20 protein-coding genes and 3 tRNA genes are annotated in these 18,137 nt (G+C 72.3%); 5 read left to right on the top strand and 18 right to left on the bottom strand.

The window, feature by feature from the left end:
* From K6I33_RS15705 to K6I33_RS15735, 7 genes are all read right to left on the bottom strand, one after another.
* A partial coding sequence (locus K6I33_RS15705) for an MFS transporter (protein WP_229352254.1) occupies positions 1-1,289 on the bottom strand: 1,289 nt, incomplete at its 3' end.
* A gap of 97 nt (positions 1,290-1,386) precedes the next feature.
* A complete protein-coding gene (locus K6I33_RS15710) occupies positions 1,387-1,935 on the bottom strand; it encodes a TetR/AcrR family transcriptional regulator (RefSeq protein ID WP_229352256.1) in 549 nt (182 codons plus the stop codon).
* Positions 1,936-2,027: 92 nt separating this feature from the next.
* Complete coding sequence (locus K6I33_RS15715; RefSeq protein WP_229352258.1) at positions 2,028-2,462, bottom strand: MaoC family dehydratase; 435 nt, start codon at positions 2,460-2,462, stop codon at positions 2,028-2,030.
* Positions 2,462-2,914, bottom strand: a complete 453-nt coding sequence (locus tag K6I33_RS15720) for a MaoC family dehydratase N-terminal domain-containing protein (RefSeq protein WP_189456509.1) — start codon at positions 2,912-2,914, stop codon at positions 2,462-2,464. Before K6I33_RS15720 ends, K6I33_RS15715 begins: the two co-directional genes overlap by 1 nt.
* Positions 2,915-3,046: 132 nt before the next feature.
* Positions 3,047-3,211, bottom strand: coding sequence for a 50S ribosomal protein L33 (gene rpmG, locus K6I33_RS15725; protein ID WP_004571794.1), 165 nt, complete (start codon positions 3,209-3,211; stop codon positions 3,047-3,049).
* Positions 3,212-3,296: 85 nt separating this feature from the next.
* Positions 3,297-3,369: transfer RNA gene (locus K6I33_RS15730), tRNA-Met, on the bottom strand.
* A 50-nt stretch (positions 3,370-3,419) separates the two neighbouring features.
* Positions 3,420-3,492: transfer RNA gene (locus K6I33_RS15735), tRNA-Thr, on the bottom strand.
* A gap of 229 nt (positions 3,493-3,721) precedes the next feature.
* On the opposite strand from K6I33_RS15735, the gene K6I33_RS15740 reads away from it, so the two are divergent.
* Positions 3,722-4,990: an amidohydrolase family protein gene (locus K6I33_RS15740; protein ID WP_229352260.1), complete on the top strand. Its 1,269-nt coding sequence runs from the start codon at positions 3,722-3,724 to the stop codon at positions 4,988-4,990.
* 24 nt (positions 4,991-5,014) lie between these two features.
* Positions 5,015-5,686 carry an NAD(P)H-binding protein gene (locus tag K6I33_RS15745; protein ID WP_229352262.1) on the top strand — a complete coding sequence of 224 codons (672 nt, stop codon included), beginning with the start codon at positions 5,015-5,017 and terminating at the stop codon, positions 5,684-5,686.
* Between the two features lie 56 nt (positions 5,687-5,742).
* Here the strand turns inward: K6I33_RS15745 and K6I33_RS15750 are convergent.
* Positions 5,743-5,824, bottom strand: a tRNA-Tyr gene (locus tag K6I33_RS15750).
* A 184-nt stretch (positions 5,825-6,008) separates the two neighbouring features.
* On the opposite strand from K6I33_RS15750, the gene K6I33_RS15755 reads away from it, so the two are divergent.
* Positions 6,009-6,497 (top strand): YajQ family cyclic di-GMP-binding protein, encoded by a 489-nt coding sequence (locus K6I33_RS15755; RefSeq protein ID WP_189456515.1) that lies wholly within the window; start codon positions 6,009-6,011, stop codon positions 6,495-6,497.
* A 78-nt stretch (positions 6,498-6,575) separates the two neighbouring features.
* On the opposite strand, the gene K6I33_RS15760 is transcribed toward K6I33_RS15755, so the two are convergent.
* Positions 6,576-6,968: a YccF domain-containing protein gene (locus K6I33_RS15760; protein WP_229352263.1), complete on the bottom strand. Its 393-nt coding sequence runs from the start codon at positions 6,966-6,968 to the stop codon at positions 6,576-6,578.
* A gap of 426 nt (positions 6,969-7,394) precedes the next feature.
* Between K6I33_RS15760 and K6I33_RS15765 the strand changes: the two genes are divergently transcribed.
* Positions 7,395-7,817: a hypothetical protein gene (locus tag K6I33_RS15765; RefSeq protein WP_229352264.1), complete on the top strand. Its 423-nt coding sequence runs from the start codon at positions 7,395-7,397 to the stop codon at positions 7,815-7,817.
* Positions 7,818-7,885: 68 nt separating this feature from the next.
* On the opposite strand, the gene K6I33_RS15770 is transcribed toward K6I33_RS15765, so the two are convergent.
* Complete coding sequence (locus K6I33_RS15770) at positions 7,886-8,584, bottom strand: TetR/AcrR family transcriptional regulator (RefSeq protein WP_229352266.1); 699 nt, start codon at positions 8,582-8,584, stop codon at positions 7,886-7,888.
* An 88-nt stretch (positions 8,585-8,672) separates the two neighbouring features.
* Between K6I33_RS15770 and K6I33_RS15775 the strand changes: the two genes are divergently transcribed.
* Complete coding sequence (locus tag K6I33_RS15775) at positions 8,673-9,812, top strand: NAD(P)/FAD-dependent oxidoreductase (RefSeq protein WP_229352268.1); 1,140 nt, start codon at positions 8,673-8,675, stop codon at positions 9,810-9,812.
* Between the two features lie 32 nt (positions 9,813-9,844).
* Here K6I33_RS15775 and htpX read toward each other — a convergent pair whose 3' ends face one another.
* The 8 genes from htpX to K6I33_RS15815 form a co-directional block, all read right to left on the bottom strand.
* Complete coding sequence (gene htpX / locus K6I33_RS15780) at positions 9,845-10,723, bottom strand: zinc metalloprotease HtpX (RefSeq protein WP_229352270.1); 879 nt, start codon at positions 10,721-10,723, stop codon at positions 9,845-9,847.
* A gap of 152 nt (positions 10,724-10,875) precedes the next feature.
* A complete protein-coding gene (locus K6I33_RS15785) occupies positions 10,876-12,447 on the bottom strand; it encodes an NADH-quinone oxidoreductase subunit N (RefSeq protein WP_229352271.1) in 1,572 nt (523 codons plus the stop codon).
* Complete coding sequence (locus K6I33_RS15790; protein ID WP_229352272.1) at positions 12,447-14,039, bottom strand: NuoM family protein; 1,593 nt, start codon at positions 14,037-14,039, stop codon at positions 12,447-12,449. The genes K6I33_RS15785 and K6I33_RS15790 overlap by 1 nt, the downstream gene beginning before the upstream one ends.
* A 3-nt stretch (positions 14,040-14,042) precedes the next feature.
* Positions 14,043-16,046, bottom strand: a complete 2,004-nt coding sequence (locus K6I33_RS15795; RefSeq protein WP_229352273.1) for an NADH-quinone oxidoreductase subunit L — start codon at positions 16,044-16,046, stop codon at positions 14,043-14,045.
* Positions 16,043-16,414 (bottom strand): NADH-quinone oxidoreductase subunit NuoK, encoded by a 372-nt coding sequence (gene nuoK / locus K6I33_RS15800; RefSeq protein WP_229352274.1) that lies wholly within the window; start codon positions 16,412-16,414, stop codon positions 16,043-16,045. The genes K6I33_RS15795 and nuoK overlap by 4 nt, the downstream gene beginning before the upstream one ends.
* On the bottom strand, positions 16,414-16,980 hold the full coding sequence (locus tag K6I33_RS15805; protein WP_229352277.1) for an NADH-quinone oxidoreductase subunit J: 567 nt from the start codon (positions 16,978-16,980) through the stop codon (positions 16,414-16,416). Before K6I33_RS15805 ends, nuoK begins: the two co-directional genes overlap by 1 nt.
* Positions 16,977-17,528, bottom strand: coding sequence for an NADH-quinone oxidoreductase subunit I (locus K6I33_RS15810; RefSeq protein ID WP_229352285.1), 552 nt, complete (start codon positions 17,526-17,528; stop codon positions 16,977-16,979). The genes K6I33_RS15805 and K6I33_RS15810 overlap by 4 nt, the downstream gene beginning before the upstream one ends.
* A 2-nt stretch (positions 17,529-17,530) precedes the next feature.
* On the bottom strand, positions 17,531-18,137 hold a 607-nt coding region (locus tag K6I33_RS15815; RefSeq protein ID WP_229352288.1), incomplete at its 5' end, for a complex I subunit 1 family protein.

The following is an 18,137-nucleotide window of genomic DNA, read 5'->3' on the forward strand; positions in this document are numbered from 1 at the left end:
TCCACAAACCGCGCCGCGGTCTCATAGCCGCCCCGCGCGGAGAACACGGACCCGAGCACGGCCACCCCGAGCGCCCCGCCGACCTCCCGCAGCGCGTTGTTCGCGCCGGAGGCGATGCCCTGCTCGGCCGGGCGCACGCTGGACATGACCAGGTTCGCGGCGGGGGCGAAGTACAGCGCCATCCCGACGCCGCTCACGATCAGCGCGGGCAGCTGTTCCGCGTAGGACATGTCGGCGTCGACGACCAGGGCGAAGAGGGCGAGGCCGAGGGCCTGGAGGGCGAGGCCGGCGACGACCACGGGGCGGCCGCCGACGCGGTCGGAGAGGTATCCGGCAATCGGCGCCACGATCATCGGCATACCCGTCCACGGCAGCATCCGCAGCCCCGCCTCCGTGGGCGAGTAGCCGCCCACGCCCTGGAGGAACTGGCTGAGCAGGAAGATCGCCCCGAACATGCCCAGGAACATCAGCAGGCTCGCCGCGTTGATCGCGCTGAAGGCGCGGTTGCCGAAGAGCCGCATCGGCAGCATGGGCCGCGCGTTGCGGAAGCCGTGGTGGACGAAGCCGCCGAGCAGTGCCGTCCCGGCGATCAGGCCGGTGAGGACGGGGGCGCTGGTCCAGCCGTCGGAGTTGGCGTTGACCAGGGCGTAGACGATGCCGAAGAGGCCGCCGGAGACGAGCAGGGTGCCGGGTACGTCGAGGCGGGCGCCGGGGGCGTGGGACTCGGCGAGGCGGAGGCGGGCCAGGGGCAGGAGGGCCAGGCCGAGCGGGACGTTCAGCCAGAAGATCCAGTGCCAGGAGATGTGCTCGGTGAGGCTGCCGCCGATGAGCGGGCCGCCCGCGACGGCGAGGCCGTTGACCGCGCCCCAGATGCCGTAGGCCATGCCGCGTCGTTCGGCGGGGACGGCCGCGGTCAGGAGGGTGAGGGTCAGCGGCATCATGATCGCGGCGCCGACGCCCTGGACGGCGCGGGCGGCGATGAGTCCGTCGATGCCGGTGGCGAGCGCGGCGGCGGCCGAGGCGCCGGTGAATATCGCGAGGCCGACGGTGAAGAGCCTGCGGCGGCCGAAGCGGTCGCCCAGGGCCGCGCCCAGCATGAGCAGCACGGCGAACGTGAGGGTGTAGGCGTTCACCGTCCATTCCAGGTCCTCCAGCGCCCCGCCGAGGTCCTTGCGGATGGCGGGCAGGGCGGTGGTGACGACGAGGTTGTCGAGAGCGGCCATGAAGCCGGCGACGCTGGTGATGACGAGGGCCCAGGCGGCCCGCCGTGGTGATCGCTGCTGGTCCATGCTTCCCCCTGTTGTTGGTTCGGATGCTTGTTTAGTTATTGCTTACTAACTTTGTGGGTGAAAAAAATTTGGGTGGAGGGGGCTCGCGCCCCCTCGGTCACTTGGGCTGCGAGGAGTCGTAGAAGCCGGCCCAGACGCGGTGGTCAGCGGGGAAGCCCAGGGACAGCAGGGTGTTGATGAGCATCCCGTAGGCCCAGAACTCCGTGGTCTCCTTGACGTCGGCGCCGAGGGAGAGGTGGACGGAGTCGTAGAGCTCCAGCCAGCCCCGGCGGATCGTCTCGCCGAACTCGTGGTCCCCCGACGCCTCGGCGGACGCCACCGCGACGTTCATCTGCATCTGCATCATGAGCTTGTCGCGGTCCTCGGCGATCATCCGCTGGTACGCGGCCGCCATGGCGTGGACGGCCTCGTCGGGCGTCGTCGCCCCCTTCACCGCTTCCGCGAACGCGAGCCTCGTGTCGTCCATGCAGCGCAGGGCCGCGGCGAGGAAGATGGCCCGCTTCCCGGGGAAGAGCCGGAAGAGGTACGGCTGGGACACCCCGACGCGGCGGGCGATCGCCTCGGTGGACGTGCCCTCGTAGCCGCCGCGGGCGAACTCGGTGATCGCCGCTCGGGTGACACTCTCGCGGCGTTCTTCCGCGCTCATCCTGACCATGCCAGTAAGTTAGTGGTTGCTTACTAAGCGGTCAAGGGGAGAGTAAGGGGCGTCCGCCATTGCGGGCGCCCCTTACGGAAGGCTCAGGCGAGCGCGACGACCGCGCGGGCCATGCCGAGCACCTTCTGGCCGTCGCAGACGGCCGTCAGGTCCACGCGGACCGTGCGGGCCTCGTCGTCGAGCTTGGCCGCGACCTTGGCGGAGACCTCGACGACCGCGCCCTTGTCGTCGTTCGGCACGACGACCGGCTTGGTGAAGCGCACCCCGTAGTCGACCACCGCGGCCGGGTCGCCGGCCCAGTCGGTCACCACACGGATCGCCTCGGCCATGGTGAACATGCCGTGCGCGATGACGTCCGGCAGGCCCACCTCCTTGGCGAACTTCTCGTTCCAGTGGATCGGGTTGAAGTCGCCGGAGGCACCCGCGTAGCGGACGAGTGTGGCACGCGTCACGGGGAAGGAGGCGGCGGGCAGCTCGGTGCCGACCTCGACCTCGTCGTAGGAAACTGTGGCCGCCATCACGCCTCCTCGGCGGCGCGCGCCACCAGCTTCGTGTGCGCGGTCACGACGTGCTCGCCGGCCGCGTCGTGGACCTCACCGCGGACCAGCAGGACGTCATTGCCCGCCAGCGACTTGATCGACTCGATCGTGGAGGTGACCGTGAGCCGGTCGCCCGCCCGCACCGGGCGGGTGTACGCGAACTTCTGGTCGCCGTGCACCACTCGGGAGTAGTCCAGCCCCAGCTGCGGGTCCTGGATGACCAGCCCGGCGGCCTTGAAAGTGATCGCGAACACAAAAGTGGGCGGAGCGATCACATCGGGGTGGCCGAGCGCCTTGGCGGCCTCGGGGTCGGTGTACGCCGGATTGGCGTCGCCGATGGCCTCGGCGAATTCGCGGATCTTCTCCCGGCCGACCTCATAGGGGTCGGTGGCCGGATAGGTCCGTCCGACGTAGGACTGGTCGAGCGCCATGGCCCGGCACCTCCTGAGTGGACTGGAAGTTCTTTGTCATGGGCCGGGAAACGGCCCTGCATACGGGTCGGAATATGCCATGAGGCCGCCCCCAGAAGCTGGGGACGGCCTCATGAACGACCTGTTGCGCTGTTAGCGCGTCTCGCGGTGCGCCGTGTGGGCGTTGCAGCGCGGGCAGTGCTTCTTCATCTCAAGTCGGTCCGGGTCATTGCGCCGGTTCTTCTTGGTGATGTAGTTCCGCTCCTTGCACTCCACGCAGGCCAGCGTGATCTTCGGGCGGACGTCGGTGGCAGCCACGTGAGTGCTCCTTGACGGATGGACGGATACAACGCATAAAAGAGTAGCCGATCGGAGGACCGACCCCACAATCGGCTACTGTGTGTAGCGGCGACCGGACTTGAACCGGTGACACAGCGATTATGAGCCGCTTGCTCTACCGACTGAGCTACGCCGCTTTGATGAGGTCGACTCCCCCGTCCGAAGACGGGAGAACCTTCCACACCAGAGCCCCAAAACGGAATCGAACCGTTGACCTTCTCCTTACCATGGAGACGCTCTGCCGACTGAGCTATTGGGGCGAGCGAGGAAGACATTACACGGTCTGCGGCCGAAGGTGAAATCCGTATGCGGCCGCCCCTGCCAGGGCGTTCTCCCAGGCCGTCACCGGCGCGGCCGCCGGCGCCCTCCCGGCCGTCCCGAGGGCCACACCAGTACGACTATTCGGTGGTTCCGCCGACCGGCTCCGTGCGCGGCCTACGCTCGAACCGCTGCGTGATCATGCCCGCCCCGGCCTACCGGAGGATCGTGATGCCCGACAGTCAGCCGCAGCCCGCGAGAAGCCCCGACGGCGACGCCGCCGCCCCGCCACCGGGCGAGGGCGCGCTGGTGCTCTGCGGCGCCCGGCTCGCCGACGGGCGCGTGGTGGACGTACGCCTCAGCGGCGGGCGCATCGAGGCCGTCGGCACGGCGGGCAGCCTTGCCCCCGGCCCGCGCGTCGACCTCACCGGCTATGTGCTGCTGCCCGCGCCCGCCGATCCCCACGCCCACCTGGACACCGCGCTCACGGCCGACGCCGGCGGCCCGGTCCCGCACGGCGTCGAGGACGTCCAGCGCCGTACGACGGAGGCCGCCCTGCTGCAACTGGGGCATGGCGCCACCGCCGTGCGCACCCACGTCCGCGTCGGCGACGTGGCGGGGCTGCGCGCCCTGGAGGGCGTCCTGGCGGCGCGGCGCTCGCTGCGGGGGCTCACGGAGCTCAGCGCGGTCGCCGTGCCCCGGCTGCTGACCGGCGCCGCCGGGGCCGACGGGCTCGCCATGCTGCGGGACGCCGTCGGGATGGGCGCCACCGTCATCGGCGGCTGCCCCGACCTCGACCCCGACCCCACCGGCTACGCCGAGACCGTCCTCGCGCTGGCCGCCGAGCACGGCTGCGCCGTCGACCTCCACACCGACGGCGCCGAACCGGCCCGGCTGGCCCGGCTCGCCGCCATGGCGGGCGGGCTGCGCCCCGGCGTGGCCGTCGGGCCGTGCGGGGCCCTCGCCCGGCTCCCCCGGGACCAGGCCGCCCGCGCGGGCCAGCAGCTGGCGGCGGCCGGGGTGACGGTCGTCTGCCTGCCCCAGGGCGACTGCGGGCTCTCGGGCGGGGCCCGGGGCGGCGGCCCGTGGTGCGCGCCCGTACGGCTGCTGCGCGCGGCGGGCGTCAAGGTCGCGGCGGGCAGCGGCGCCCTGCGCGACGCCGCCAACCCCGTGGGCCGGGGCGACCCCCTGGAGGCCGCCTACCTGCTCGCCTCGCACGGCGAGCTCGGCCCCGAGCAGGCCTACGAGGCCGTCAGCGGCCGGGCCCGCGCGGTGATGGGCCTGCCCGAGGTCCGGGTGGAGGCCGGCTTCCCGGCGGAGCTGCTGGCCGTCCGGGGCCACGCCGTCGCGGGCGTCCTGTCCCTCGGCTACAGCCGGCTCGTCGTCCACCACGCCCGGGTCGTCGCCCGCACCAGCGCGGTCCGCGAGTACGGCGACGTCCAGGCCACGGTGGCCCTCGACCTGCCCCGGCAGTCGCCGCGCGGCGGGGACCCCTCGTGAGGGGCCGCCCCGTACGGTCGGATCATGCGCATTGTCATCGCTGGAGGACATGGTCGGATCGCGCTGCGGCTGGAGCGGTTGCTCGCCGCGCGCGGTGACGAGGTGGCGGGGATGGTCCGCCGCGCCGGACAGGCGGGAGACCTGCTGGCGGCGGGCGCCGAGCCCGTCGTCTGCGATCTGGAGACGGCGGCCGTGGCGGACGTCGCCCGCCATCTGGCGGGTGCCGACGCGGCCGTCTTCGCCGCCGGCGCGGGCCCGGGCAGCGGGGCCGCCCGCAAGGAGACCGTGGACCGGGCCGCCGCCGTCCTCTTCGCCGACGCGGCGGAGGCGGCGGGCGTACGGCGCTTCGTCGTCGTCTCGTCCATGGGCGCCGACCGGGAGCCGCCGGAGGGCACGGACCCGGTCTTCGCCGCCTATCTGCGGGCGAAGGGCGCCGCCGACGCGGACATCCGCTCCCGGGCCGGGCTCGACTGGACGGTCCTGCGCCCGGGCCGGCTGACGGAGGAGCCGGGCACGGGCCGGGTGACCCTGTCGGCGGGCTCCACGGGCCGGGGCGAGGTGACCCGGGACGACGTGGCGGCGGTGCTGGCGGAGCTGCTGTCCGAGGACGAGCGGGGGGCCGTCGGCCTGACGCTGGAGCTGATCGGCGGCGACACGCCGGTGGCGGAGGCCGTGAAGGCGCTGGGCGGGGCCTGAGGCGGGCCGGGAACGAAAGAAGCCCCTGATCTTCGCAGATCAGGGGCCTCATTCCGTGGCGGCGCCAGGATTCGAACCTGGGTAGGCTAAGCCGACGGATTTACAGTCCGCTCCCATTGGCCACTCGGGCACACCGCCATGGGTCGTCACCTCGGTCGCTCTTTCGAGCGCTCCGTGGCAACGACGTAAACAATACCCGATGACCTGGGGTGCTCCGCCACTCGGTTCACAGCCCCTCGTCCGGGCCCCGGGTGACTAGGCTTGCCACGCGGCCCTCCGGCCGCGTCCCCTGACGGATCTACGCACGAGGAGCCAACTCAATATGGCCGACTCCAGTTTCGACATCGTCTCGAAGGTCGAGCGGCAGGAGGTCGACAACGCCCTCAACCAGGCCGCCAAGGAGATCTCGACGCGCTACGACTTCAAGGGCGTCGGCGCCTCGATCGCCTGGTCGGGCGAGAAGATCGAGATGCGTGCCAACTCCGAGGAGCGCGTGAAGGCCGTTCTCGACATCTTCGAGACCAAGCTGGTCAAGCGCGGCATCTCCCTGAAGTCCCTGGACGCGGGCGAGCCGCAGGCGTCCGGCAAGGAGTACAAGCTCTTCGCGTCCATCGAGGAGGGCATCTCCCAGGAGAACGCGAAGAAGGTCGCGAAGATCATCCGCGATGAGGGCCCCAAGGGCGTCAAGGCCCAGGTCCAGGGCGATGAGCTCCGCGTCTCCTCCAAGAGCCGCGACGACCTCCAGACCATCATCGCCCTCCTCAAGGGCAAGGACCTGGACTTCGCGATCCAGTTTGTGAACTACCGCTAGCGCGCACCCGGAAGGGGCGTGTCAGGAGCGGCGGCGAAGCCGCTCCTGACACGCCCCTTCCGTCTTTCCGGCGAGTGATCAGCGCGTCGCGAAGGGCGCGTCCGTCGGGACGATCTCCCGGCCCAGCGGCATCAGTGAGATCGGGATCAGCTTGAAGTTGGCGATGCCCAGCGGGATGCCGATGATCGTGCAGCACATGGCGATACCGGTGACGATGTGCCCCAGCGCCAGCCACCATCCGGCGAAGATGAACCAGATGACGTTCCCGATGAGCGAGCCCGCGCCCGCGTCCCGGCGTTCGACCGTCGTCCGGCCGAAGGGCCACAGCGCGTAGCCGGCGATCCGGAAGCTCGCGATGCCAAATGGAATCGTGACAATGAGGACGCAGCAGATCAGACCGGCGACGACGTAGCCGAGCGCCATCCACAGTCCACAGAGGACCAGCCAGATGATATTCAGGATGAACCTCATGATTTATAGCCTCCCACGTGACCGGTTCTCCGGCGAATGAGACGCCGGAAGGGCCGCGTACGGTTGCCGCTTTCGCAGGTGGGAGGCCCTGAGCGGGCCCCTAGGGGGTGAGTCGGGGGCATCCGGAGGAGACGCCCCCGCATGACCGCCGGACCGGGCCCCACCTCCCGCTTTCCCGGCCCCGACCGGGGCTCTACTCCCTCCCGAGGCCGAGGAGTTGTCCGCCGCTCCGTCAACTGGCTTAGCCCGGCTGCGCGTTGGGGGCCGCATGAGCCGTATGGGGGACGGCCGCGCCGTGGCGGCGCGTGTCGTGACCCTTCCGGCGCAGCCCAGCGCGCCGCGGCGTCCGGGGCGTGGTCATGTGGCTGGACCGGGCGTACCACGCGGACGTACGGACAGGACGACAGGACGAGGAGTCGGAGTCCCATGCACACGTACCGAATCGCAGGGCTGGCGGTCGCGGCGGTGGCTGTCGTCGCCGTCAGTGCGCCCAGCAGCGCCCGAGCCGCCGCTCCCGCCGCTCCCGTCGACATCGACATCCTGGGGTGCGTCACCGGGGGCGGCTGGCCCAGCTACCCCGGCAACGACGACGGGCTCGGAGTCCTCGACGACGACAACAACTCGATGGTGTGCCAGGGAGGTTCGCACAACGGTGAGCCGATCACCCTGGCCAGCGGTGGCGGACGGGGTGACCGGCCGTACCCCGGTCACCGGCCGCCCGGCGGTCACCGGCCCACCAACGGGCATCTGCCGGGTCTCGGCGAGCGGCCGTCCGGTGGCCACCGGCCGACTCCCGGGCATCTTCCGGGTCTCGGCGACCGTCCGTCCGGCGGCCACCACCGCTACTGAGCGGCCTTGGCGGGCGCGACCGGCCACGACGCACCCGCGGATGACGTACCGCGCTTCCGGCGGAGCGCTCAGGCGCCGGCCGCGATGCCCGTCAGGAGCACGTCGAGGCCCGCGTCGAACATCTCGGCGGGGTCCTGGTGCGAGCCGTTCCCGACGACGTGGGCGAGCGCCGGGTAGCGGCCGGCCGCGAACGCGCGGGCGAGGTAGGGGCCCGCCGCCGCCTGCCACTGGTGCTCCGTGAGGCCGCTCGCCCGTTCCGCGCGCAGTTCCACGATCTCGTGGCGGACCGCGCCGAGGACGTAGCCGTTGACCGCCTGCAGGGCGCGCATGAGGGCGTCCGGGTCGTCGCCGATCCCGGGCGCCGAGCGCAGCGCGGTCAGCGTGGCGTCCAGATGGCCGAGCGCGGCGGGTCCCAGGTGGGGGCGGCCGCCCAGGAGGTCGGCGAACCATTCGTGGCGGAGGGCGGCGCCCCGGATCCCCCGGACCAGGGAGCGCACCTCCGCGCGCCAGTCGTCCCCTTCGGGCGGCGGGGCGGGGATCTCCCCGTACACGGCGTCGACCATCAGGTCGAGGAGCTCCTCCTTGGTGTCCACGTAGCGGTAGAGCCGCATCGGCCCCGCGTCGAGGACGGCGGCGACCTTGCGCAGCGAGACCGCCTGGAGTCCGTCGGCGTCGGCCAGTTTGATCGCGGCCCGCACGATCCGGTCGCGGCTCAGCGGGCTCAGTGACGCCCGTGCGGACGGCTCGGGCCGTTCCCAGATGAGCATGTCGGTCCACGCCCTCCCTTTTCTCGCTTTCAATACAGTGTATCTTTTCGATACGGTGTATCGAAACGACCATCTGGGGGGAACACTCATGCCTCGTATCGCCATCGTCGGAGCCGGGCCCGGCGGCCTGGCCCTCGCCCGTGTGCTGCACCTGCACGGCATCGAAGCCGTCGTGTACGAACGCGACGCGTCCCCGGCCGCCCGCGCCCAGGGCGGCATGCTCGACCTCCGCCCCGACAGCGGCCAGCGCGCCCTGCGCGAGGCCGGACTGGAGGCGGAGTTCCTCCGCATAGCCCGGCGCGAGGGCCAGGACCACCGCCTGCTCGACCACACCGGGACGATGCTGCTGCGGCAGGACACCCCCGACGACGCCCCGCTCGACGCCCCCGAGGTCGACCGCGCGGACCTGCGCGCGATCCTCCTCGGCTCCCTGCCGCCGCACGCCGTCGCCTGGGACCACGGCCTCCTGCGCGCCGAGGCGCTGCCCGAGGGGCGCCACCGCCTGCGCTTCGCCGACGGCGGCACCGCCGAATGCGAGCTGCTCGTCGGCGCGGACGGCGCCAACTCACGGGTGCGCCCGCTCGTCAGCGACGCCCGGCCGACGTCCCTCGGCGCCCACATGGTCGAGCTGGGCATCCCCGCCCTGGCCCGCACGCGGCCCGATCTGGCCGCCATGGTCGGGCGCGGCAACTACTGGGCCTTCGGTCCCGACCGCTCGCTGTCCGCACAGCTCAACGGCGACGGCCGGCTGCGGATCTACCTCACCTTCCAGGGCCCCGAGGACTGGCTCGCCACCTGTGGCATCCCCTTCGACGACCCGGAGCACGCCCGGGCCGCGCTGAGGAAGGAGTTCGCCGACTGGGCCCCGCAGTTCACGGAGCTGATCGACGCGTGCGACGACACCGTCGCGACCCGCTCCCTCACCACCCTGCCGGTCGGCCTCACCTGGCCCCACGCACGCGGTGTCACCCTCCTCGGCGACGCCGCCCACCTGATGCCGCCCGCCGGCGTCGGCGCCAACCTGGCCCTGCTGGACGGGGCCGAACTCGGGCGGGCGATCGCCGAGGAGCCCGGCGACCTCGACGCCGCCGTGCGCCGCTACGAGACGGACATGTTCCCGCGCGCCGAGGAGGCGGCCCGGTTCTCCGCCCGGGTCCACGAGATGCTCATGGCGCCCGACGCCGCCCGGCGGCTGGTGCCGATCCTCCAGGGCGGGCCGGGCGAGTAGCCGCCGTCAGCCGTCGTCAGGCGCCGGCGTCGTCAGGCGCCGAGCCGGCCGCCCGGGCCCGCCATCCGCTCCAGGCGCGCGATGCGCTCCCCCATCGGCGGGTGCGTCGAGAAGAGCTTGGACATGCCCTCGCCCGGGCGGAACGGGTTCGCGATCATCATGTGGCTGGCCGTCTCCAGGCGGGGCTCCGGCGGGAGGGGCAGCCGCTGGGTGCCGAGCTCCAGCTTGCGGAGGGCGGCGGCCAGGGCCAGGGGATCGCCGGTGAGGCGGGCGCCGGAGGCGTCGGCCTCGTACTCGCGGGAGCGGCTGACGGCGAGCTGGATGAGGGAGGCCGCGATGGGGCCCAGGATCATAATCATGATCATGCCGATGAGGCCGGGGCCCTCGTCGTCATCGTCGGAGCGCCCGATGGGGATCAGCCAGGCGAAGTTGACCAGGAACATCACCACCGAGGCGAGGGCGCCGGCCACCGACGAGATGAGGATGTCGCGGTTGTAGACGTGGCTGAGCTCATGGCCGATGACGCCGCGCAGCTCGCGCTCGTCCAGGAGGCGCATGATGCCTTCGGTGCAACAGACGGCGGCGTTGCGCGGGTTGCGGCCGGTGGCGAAGGCGTTGGGGGCCTCGGTCGGGGAGATGTACAGCCGGGGCATGGGCTGGCGGGCGGCCGTGGAGAGTTCGCGGACCATGCGGTAGAGGTGCGGGGCCTCGAACTCGCTGACGGGCCGGGCCCGCATCGCGCGCAGGGCGAGCTTGTCGCTGTTCCAGTAGGCGTAGGCGTTGGTGCCGAGGGCCACCAGGACGGCGATGATCAGGCCGCCGCGCCCGAACATGCTGCCGATGACGATGATGAGCGCGGACAGCCCCCCGAGGAGCAGGGCCGTCCTGAGCCCGTTGTGCCGGCGGTGCACGGTACGCCCTCCAAATGGTGCGGCAGGGGAACCCTTGAACCAGTGGAACCTTTCGAACTGGTCAACGCCAGACGAGGGCCGCTAGTTCCCTTGTGCACCCCCGCAGGGGTCGCGAGGGGCCGCGCCATTCGGGTGAAAAAACGGTGATACCGCTACAGGAGTGCCTGCGAGGCGAAGCGCAGGACCAGCTGGGGGGCGCCGGAGAGGGCCACTCCGAGGGCCGTGGCGAGGGCGATGGCCGCCCCGAGGGTGGCCGGAACGCGCACCACCGGTTCGGCCGGCAGGGCGGTCGTCGCTCCGGTCGCCGAAGCGGTCGCCGATCCGGTCGGCAGCGTTTCCCCCGCCTCCTCGCGGCCGCCCTTGAAGAGGACCGCTGTCCACTGGAGGTAGTAGTACAGCGCGATCACGACATTGACGGCCATGACGACCGCCAGCCAGCCCAGCCCCGCGTCGACCGCCGCCGAGAAGACGGTGACCTTGGCGAAGAGCCCGATGACGCCCGGCGGCAGCCCGGCGAGGCACAGCAGGAAGAAGGCGTGCGCGAGGGCGGCGAGCGGGTTGCGGGCGTACAGGCCGCGGTAGTCGGTGATCCGGTTGTCCGGGCGGGTGCGGGCCACGAGGGCGGCGACCGCGAAGGCGCCCAGGTTCACGGCCGCGTACATCAGGGCGTACGCGACGGTGGAGCCGATGGCGCGCGAGGGGTCCTCGGCGTAGCCGGCGGCGGCGAGCGGGACGAGGAGGTAGCCCGCCTGGCCGACGGAGGACCAGGCCAGCAGGCGTACGGCGCTGTGCTTCCGGTCGGGGCGCTGGCGCAGCGCGGCGACGTTGCCGGCGGTCATGGTGACCGCGGCGAGCACGGCCAGGGCCGGGCCCCAGACGTCGGCGTACGTGGGGAAGGCGACGACCGTCACCAGGGCGATGCCGGTGAAGCCGACGGCCTTGCCGACCACCGAGAGGTACGCGGCGATGGGCAGCGGCGCGCCCACGTAGGTGTCGGGCACCCAGAAGTGGAAGGGGACGGCGGCGGTCTTGAAGGCGAAGCCGACGAGGGTCAGGGCGACGCCCGCCTTGGCGAGGACGGCCAGGCGCGGGTCGACGTGGCCGAGGCCGTCGGCGATCTCCGTGAGGTGGAGGGTGCCGGTCGCGGCGTAGAGGAAGGAGACGCCGAGGAGGGTGACGGCGGTGGCGGTCACGGACGACAGGAAGAACTTCAGCGCGGCCTCGGAGGAGCGGCGGTCGCCGCGGCGCAGGCCGACGAGGGCGAAGGCGGGCAGCGAGGCCACTTCCAGGGCCACGACGAGGGTCGCCAGGTCACGGGAGGCGGGCAGCAGCGCGGCGCCGGCGGCCGACGACAGCAGCAGGAACCAGTACTCCCCCGCGGGAAGTTTGGAATCCGCGATCGCGCCAACGGACAGCAGGGCCGTCAGCAGGGCGCCGCCCAGCACCAGCAGCTGGATGACGAGGGTGAAGCGGTCCGCCGTGTAGCTGCACGCGGTGACGGCGACGTCGGGCCCGGTGAGGCAGAAGGTCGACCGGTCGCCGCGCAGCAGCGGGAGGAGGGAGAGCCCGGCCAGCACGAGACCGCCGAGGGCGATCCGGCCGAGGAGGGGTTTGCGGTCCTCCGGGAGGAAGAGGTCGACGACGAGGACGACCAGCGCCACGGCGGCCGTGACGGTGGGCGGGGCGATGGCGAGCCAGTCGACGGACTGGACCAGGGAGCCCATCAGTTGCCTCCTGCGAGGAGCTGCTGAACGGCCGGGTCGGTGAGGCCGAGGAGGGCCGCGGGCCAGAGTCCGGCGAGAACGGTGAGGGCGACGAGCGGGCCCCAGGCGGCGAGCTCGTGCCGCCGGACGTCGACGAGGGCCGGGCCGTCGGGCATCCTGCCCGCCTTCTCGGCGGCCGGGTCCACCTCGCCGCCCATGCACACGCGGCGCACGACGACCAGCAGGTAGGCCGCGGTGAGCAGGGTGCCGAGGCCGGCCAGGGCCATGAAGACGAGGAACGCGGGGCGGCTGAGCCCGTCGGCGGGGCGGAAGGAGGCGAACATCGCCAGCATCTCGCCCCAGAACCCGGCGAGGCCGGGGAGTCCGAGGGAGGCCACGGCGCCGAAGGCCAGCAGGCCGCCGAGGCGCGGGGCGCGGCCGTAGAGGGCGGCGCCGGTGGTGCCGGCGAGGCTGTCGAGGTCGCTGGTGCCGTAGCGGTCCTTGATGGCCCCGACGAGGAAGAAGAGGAGGCCGGTGATGAGGCCGTGGGCGATGTTGGCGAAGAGGGCGCCGTTGACCCCGGTGGGGGTGAGGGTGGCGATGCCCAGGAGGACGAAGCCCATGTGGCCGACGGACGAGTAGGCGATCAGGCGCTTGAGATCGGCCTTGGCGCCCTTGCGGGCGAGGGCGAGGCAGACCAGGGAGCCGTAGACGATGCCGACGGCCGCGAAGGCGGCGAGGTAGGGCGCGAAGGTGTGGGCGCCGTCCGGGGCGATCGGCAGGACGATGCGGACGAACCCGTACGTGCCCATCTTCAGCAGGACGCCGGCGAGGAGCACCGAGCCGACCGTGGGGGCGGCGGTGTGGGCGTCGGGCAGCCAGCTGTGCAGGGGCCACATGGGGGCCTTGACGGCCAGTCCGAGACCGATGGCCAGAACCGCGATGACCTGCGTGGTGTGGCTGAGCGAGGACCCGTTGTCAGTGGCGAGTGCCACCATGTCGAACGTGCCGCCGTCGATGCCCACGAGGAGGAGGCCCAGCAGCATCACGACCGAGCCGAGCAGCGTGTAGAGGATGAAGCGCCAGGCGGCGCGCTCCCGGCCCTCGCCGCCCCAGCGGGCGATGAGGAAGTACATCGGGATGAGCACCGTCTCGAAGGCCAGGAAGAACAGCATCAGGTCGAGGACGGCGAAGGACGCCAGGGTCCCGGACTCGAGCACGAGGAGCAGCGCGACGAACGCCTTGGGGGACGGGCCCGTGGGCGTCTTGAAGTAGCTGTACAGCGCGCAGAGGAAGGTCAGCAGCGCGGTCAGGACGAGGAGGGGGAGCGAGATGCCGTCGACGCCGAGGTGGATCCGGATGCCGAGGGCGGGGATCCAGGGGAGGTCGGTGGTCGCCTGCATCCGGGCCGGGTGGTCGTGGTCGAAGCCGGCGGCGAGGGCGACGGACAGCGCGAGGACGACGCCCGTGACGGTGACGCCGTGGCGGAGCACGGCCTGCTCGGGGCTCCTGCCCGCCAGGCCGGGCGGGGCGGGGAGCAGGGCGGCGACGGCGCCCAGCAGGGGGAGGACGACGAGCGCGGCGAGGAGGAGCTGCATGACGGTGTGACTCATGGATCAGGCTCCGGTGGCGACGAGGACGGCGGCGACGGCCAGGACGACGGAGCCGGCGAGCAGGGCGCCGAGGTAGGTCTGCACATTGCCGGTCTGGGCGCGGCGGACGGCCGCGCCGAGCAGCCCGGGCGCGGTGGCGGCACCGCGCACATACGCGTCGACGACCTCGCGGTCGAGGAAGTGGGCGAGGCGGGCGGCGGCGCGCGTGGGCCGGACGAACAGGGCGGAGTACACGGCGTCGAGGTGGAATCCGGTGACGGCGTGGCGGTGGAGGGGGCCGAGGAGCAGCCTGCCCGGGTCGCCGGGGTCGGGGGCGTCGGCGACGGTGCCGTACGCGGGCTCGTGGCTGGCGATGGCCTCGATCTCGGAGACGGCGGGGGCCGCGTCCGGGTCGGCGGCCACGGCGCCCAGGGGGGTACGGGCGGTGATGGCGGCGGTGCGCCGCCAGGCCGCGTACATGACGAGCGCGCCGGCGAGGGCGCAGCCGGTGGAGAGGACGGAGGTGGTGAGGCCGGGGGTGAGCGAGCGGCCGTCGAACCAGTCGGGCAGCTTCCAGGCGGCCAGGCCGAGGGCGGCGGTGGGCAGGAAGAGGACCCACAGCACACCGTTCATGGCGGCGGGCTCGCGGCCGTGGTCGGGGGCCTCGGCGCCCCTGCCGTGGAAGGCGAGCAGCCACAGGCGGGTGGCGTAGCCGGCGGTGAGGACGGCGGTGACCAGGCCCGCGATCAGCACGGTCCAGCCGGCCGGGCCGGCCGCGGCGGCGGGGATGTTGTGGGCGCCGCCGGTGGCGGCGTGCTCGGCGGCGCCGAGGACGGCCTCCTTGGAGAAGAAGCCGCTGAACGGGGGGATCGCGGCGAGCGCCAGGAGGGCGACGGTCATCGTCCAGTAGGCGTCGGGGATCCGCTTGGCCAGGCCGTTCGTCCGGGCCATGGCGGCCAGCGAGTTGGTGCCGGCGGCGTGGATGATCACGCCCGCGCCGAGGAAGAGGAGGGCCTTGAACGCACCGTGCGAGATGAGGTGGAAGACGGCCGCGCCGCGGTCGCCGACGGCCAGGGCGCCGGTCATATAGCCGAGCTGGCCGACGGTGGAGTAGGCGAGGACGCGCTTGATGTCGTCCTGGGCGAGCGCGGCCAGGGCCGAGCCGACCATGGTGACCGCGGCCATCACCGCGAGGACGACCAGGGCCGCCGCCGAGGCGGCGAAGACGGGGAGGAGCCGGGCGATGAGGTAGACACCGGCCGCGACCATCGTCGCGGCGTGGATCAGCGCGGAGACGGGCGTCGGGCCGGCCATCGCGTCGGGCAGCCAGGTGTGCAGGGGGAACTGCGCGGACTTGCCCGCGACGCCCGCCAGGAGCAGCAGGGCGATCAGGGTGGGGTGGGCCAGCCCGCCGGAGGCGGCGGTGCCGACGATGCCGCTGATGCGGAACGTGCCGGCGTCGGCGGCCAGCGCGAAGATCCCGATCAGGAAGGGGACGTCGCCGAGCTTGGTGACCAGGAAGGCCTTGAGGGAGGCGGACCGGGCGGCCTCGGTCTCCCAGTAGTGGCCGACCAGGAAGTACGAGCAGATGCCCATGATCTCCCAGCCGACCAGCAGCACCATCAGGTCGCCGGTGTAGACGACGAGCAGCATCGCGGCGGTGAAGAGGGAGACGAGGGCCGCGTACGAGGGGTAGCGGGGGTCGTCGCGCAGATAGGCGGTCGAGTACAGCTGGACGCAGGTGGCCACGACCCCGACGAGCACCGCCACGAGCACGGCGAAGCCGTCGAGGTGGAGGGCGAGGTCGATGGGCACGGAGCCGGTGGGGGTGAGCCGGGTGGCGGCGTCGAGCGCCTCCCCGCCGCCCTGCCGGCAGGCGACGACGATCGCGAGCACGGCGGCGGCGAGCGTCGGCAGCACGGCGAGCGGGCGGACGAAGCCGGGGGCGCGGCGGCCCGTCAGGAAGCCCGCGAGGGCGCCGAGGAAGGGCAGCAGGGGGACGAGGACGGCGGTGGTCGTGGTGCTCACGCGGCGGCCTCGGCCTTCTCCTCGCGGTCCGTGCCGGCGGCATCGGGGGTGGTGTCGGGGGTGTCCTCGGCGAGGTCGCGGAGCCGGTCGACGTCGGCGGTGCCGCGGTTGCGGTGGACCTGGAGGACGATCGCCAGGCCGATGCCGATCTCGGCGGCGGCGATGGCGATGGTGAAGAGGGTGAGCGCCTGGCCGGCGTGGAGCGTGTCGCGCAGCCACACGTCGAAGGCGACGAGGTTGAGGTTGACGGCGTTGAGCATCAGCTCGACGGACATCAGGACCAGGATCGCGTTGCGCCGGGCGAGGACGCCGTAGAGGCCCACGCAGAAGAGGAGGGCGGCGAGGACGGCCGGGTAGACGAGATGCATCAGCGCTCCTCCTTCTTCCTTCGGGAGAGGACGATCGCGCCGACGAGCGCGGCGAGCAGCAGGACCGACAGCGCCTCGAACGGCAGCACCCAGTGCCGGAAGAGGATCTCTCCGGAGACCTCCGTGCTGCCCTGCGGCGCGCCGCCCAGATCGATCCACGTCGTACGGAAGGCGTCCACGACCACCCAGACGAGGGCGGCTGCGGCGGCGCCGGCGACCCCGAGGGCGGCCCACCGGTTGCCGGAGTCGGCGTCCGGGGAGCGGCCGATGGGGGCCCTGGTGAGCATGAGCCCGAAGAGGAGGAGGACCACGACGGAACCGACGTAGATCAGCACCTGCACCCAGGCGATGAACTCCGCCGTCAGCAGCAGGTACTCCACGGCGAGCCCGCCGAGCGCCACGACCAGCCAGAGGGCGGCGTGCACCAGCTGCTTGGTGGTGACGGTGATGACGGCCGCGCCGAGGGTGACGAGGCCGACCAGGAGGAAGACGATCTCGACACCGGAGGTGGAGAGGAAGCCGTGCGTGACCGCTTGCGCGGCTGTGCTGATTCCGGTGCCGGTCATGCTTCTCCCTCCTTCTCCTGCTGCTCCTGCTGGGCGGCCAGTTTCTCGGCCGTCTTGCGGGCCGCCGCGATCTCCTTCGGCTCCTCGGCCGCAGGGTCGAGCGCGGGCGGCTCGGGCACGGTCCACATCCACTCGCGCAGCTTGTCGCGCTCGTGGGTGAGCTCGTGGATGTCCGTCTCGGCGTACTCGAACTCCGGCGACCAGAACAGGGCGTCGAAGGGGCACACCTCGATGCAGATGCCGCAGTACATGCAGAGCGCGAAGTCGATCGCGAAGCGGTCGAGAACGTTCCGGCTGCGCTCGCGGCCGCCCGGGGCGGCCGGGGGCACGGTCTCCTTGTGGGAGTCGATGTAGATGCACCAGTCCGGGCACTCGCGGGCGCACAGCATGCAGACCGTGCAGTTCTCCTCGAACAGCCCGATGACACCGCGCGTACGGGGCGGCAGCTCGGGCTGGGCGTCCGGGTACTGCGCGGTGACCGAGCGCCGGGTCATGGTGCGGAGGGTGACGGCGAGGCCCTTGGCCAGGCCGGAACCAGGGATGCCCATGGTTACTGGATCACCACCTTGACGACGCCGGTGAGGGCGATCTGCGCGAGGGCGAGCGGGATGAGAACGGTCCAGGCCAGCTTCTGGAGCTGGTCCTCGCGCAGCCGCGGATAGGTCACGCGGAGCCAGATCACGACGAAGGCGAGGACGAAGGTCTTCAGCACCGTCCACAGCCAGCCCAGCCCGTCGGCCCCGAACGGGCCGTGCCAGCCGCCGAGGAACAGCACGGTCGTCAGACCGCACAGGACGACGATGCCCGCGTACTCGGCGAGCAGGAACATCGCGAAGCGCAGACCGGTGTACTCGGTGTACGCACCGAAGATGATCTCCGAGTCGGCGACCGGCATGTCGAACGGCGGACGCTGGAGCTCGGCGAGACCGGCCGTGAAGAAGACGACGCCGCCGACGATCTGCCACGGCACCCACCACCAGTGGAAGGCGTCGACGATCCCCGGGAGCGACACGGTGCCCGCCGCCATCGCGACGGACGCCGCCGCGAGGAGCATCGGCAGCTCGTACGCGAGTAGCTGCGCGGCGGTGCGCAAGCCCCCGAGCAGCGAGAACTTGTTGGCCGACGCCCAGCCGGCCATCAGCGACCCCAGGACGCCC

Origin of the sequence: Streptomyces sp. UNOB3_S3, from assembly GCF_020740895.1 — a bacterium.
Lineage (GTDB): Bacteria > Actinomycetota > Actinomycetes > Streptomycetales > Streptomycetaceae > Streptomyces.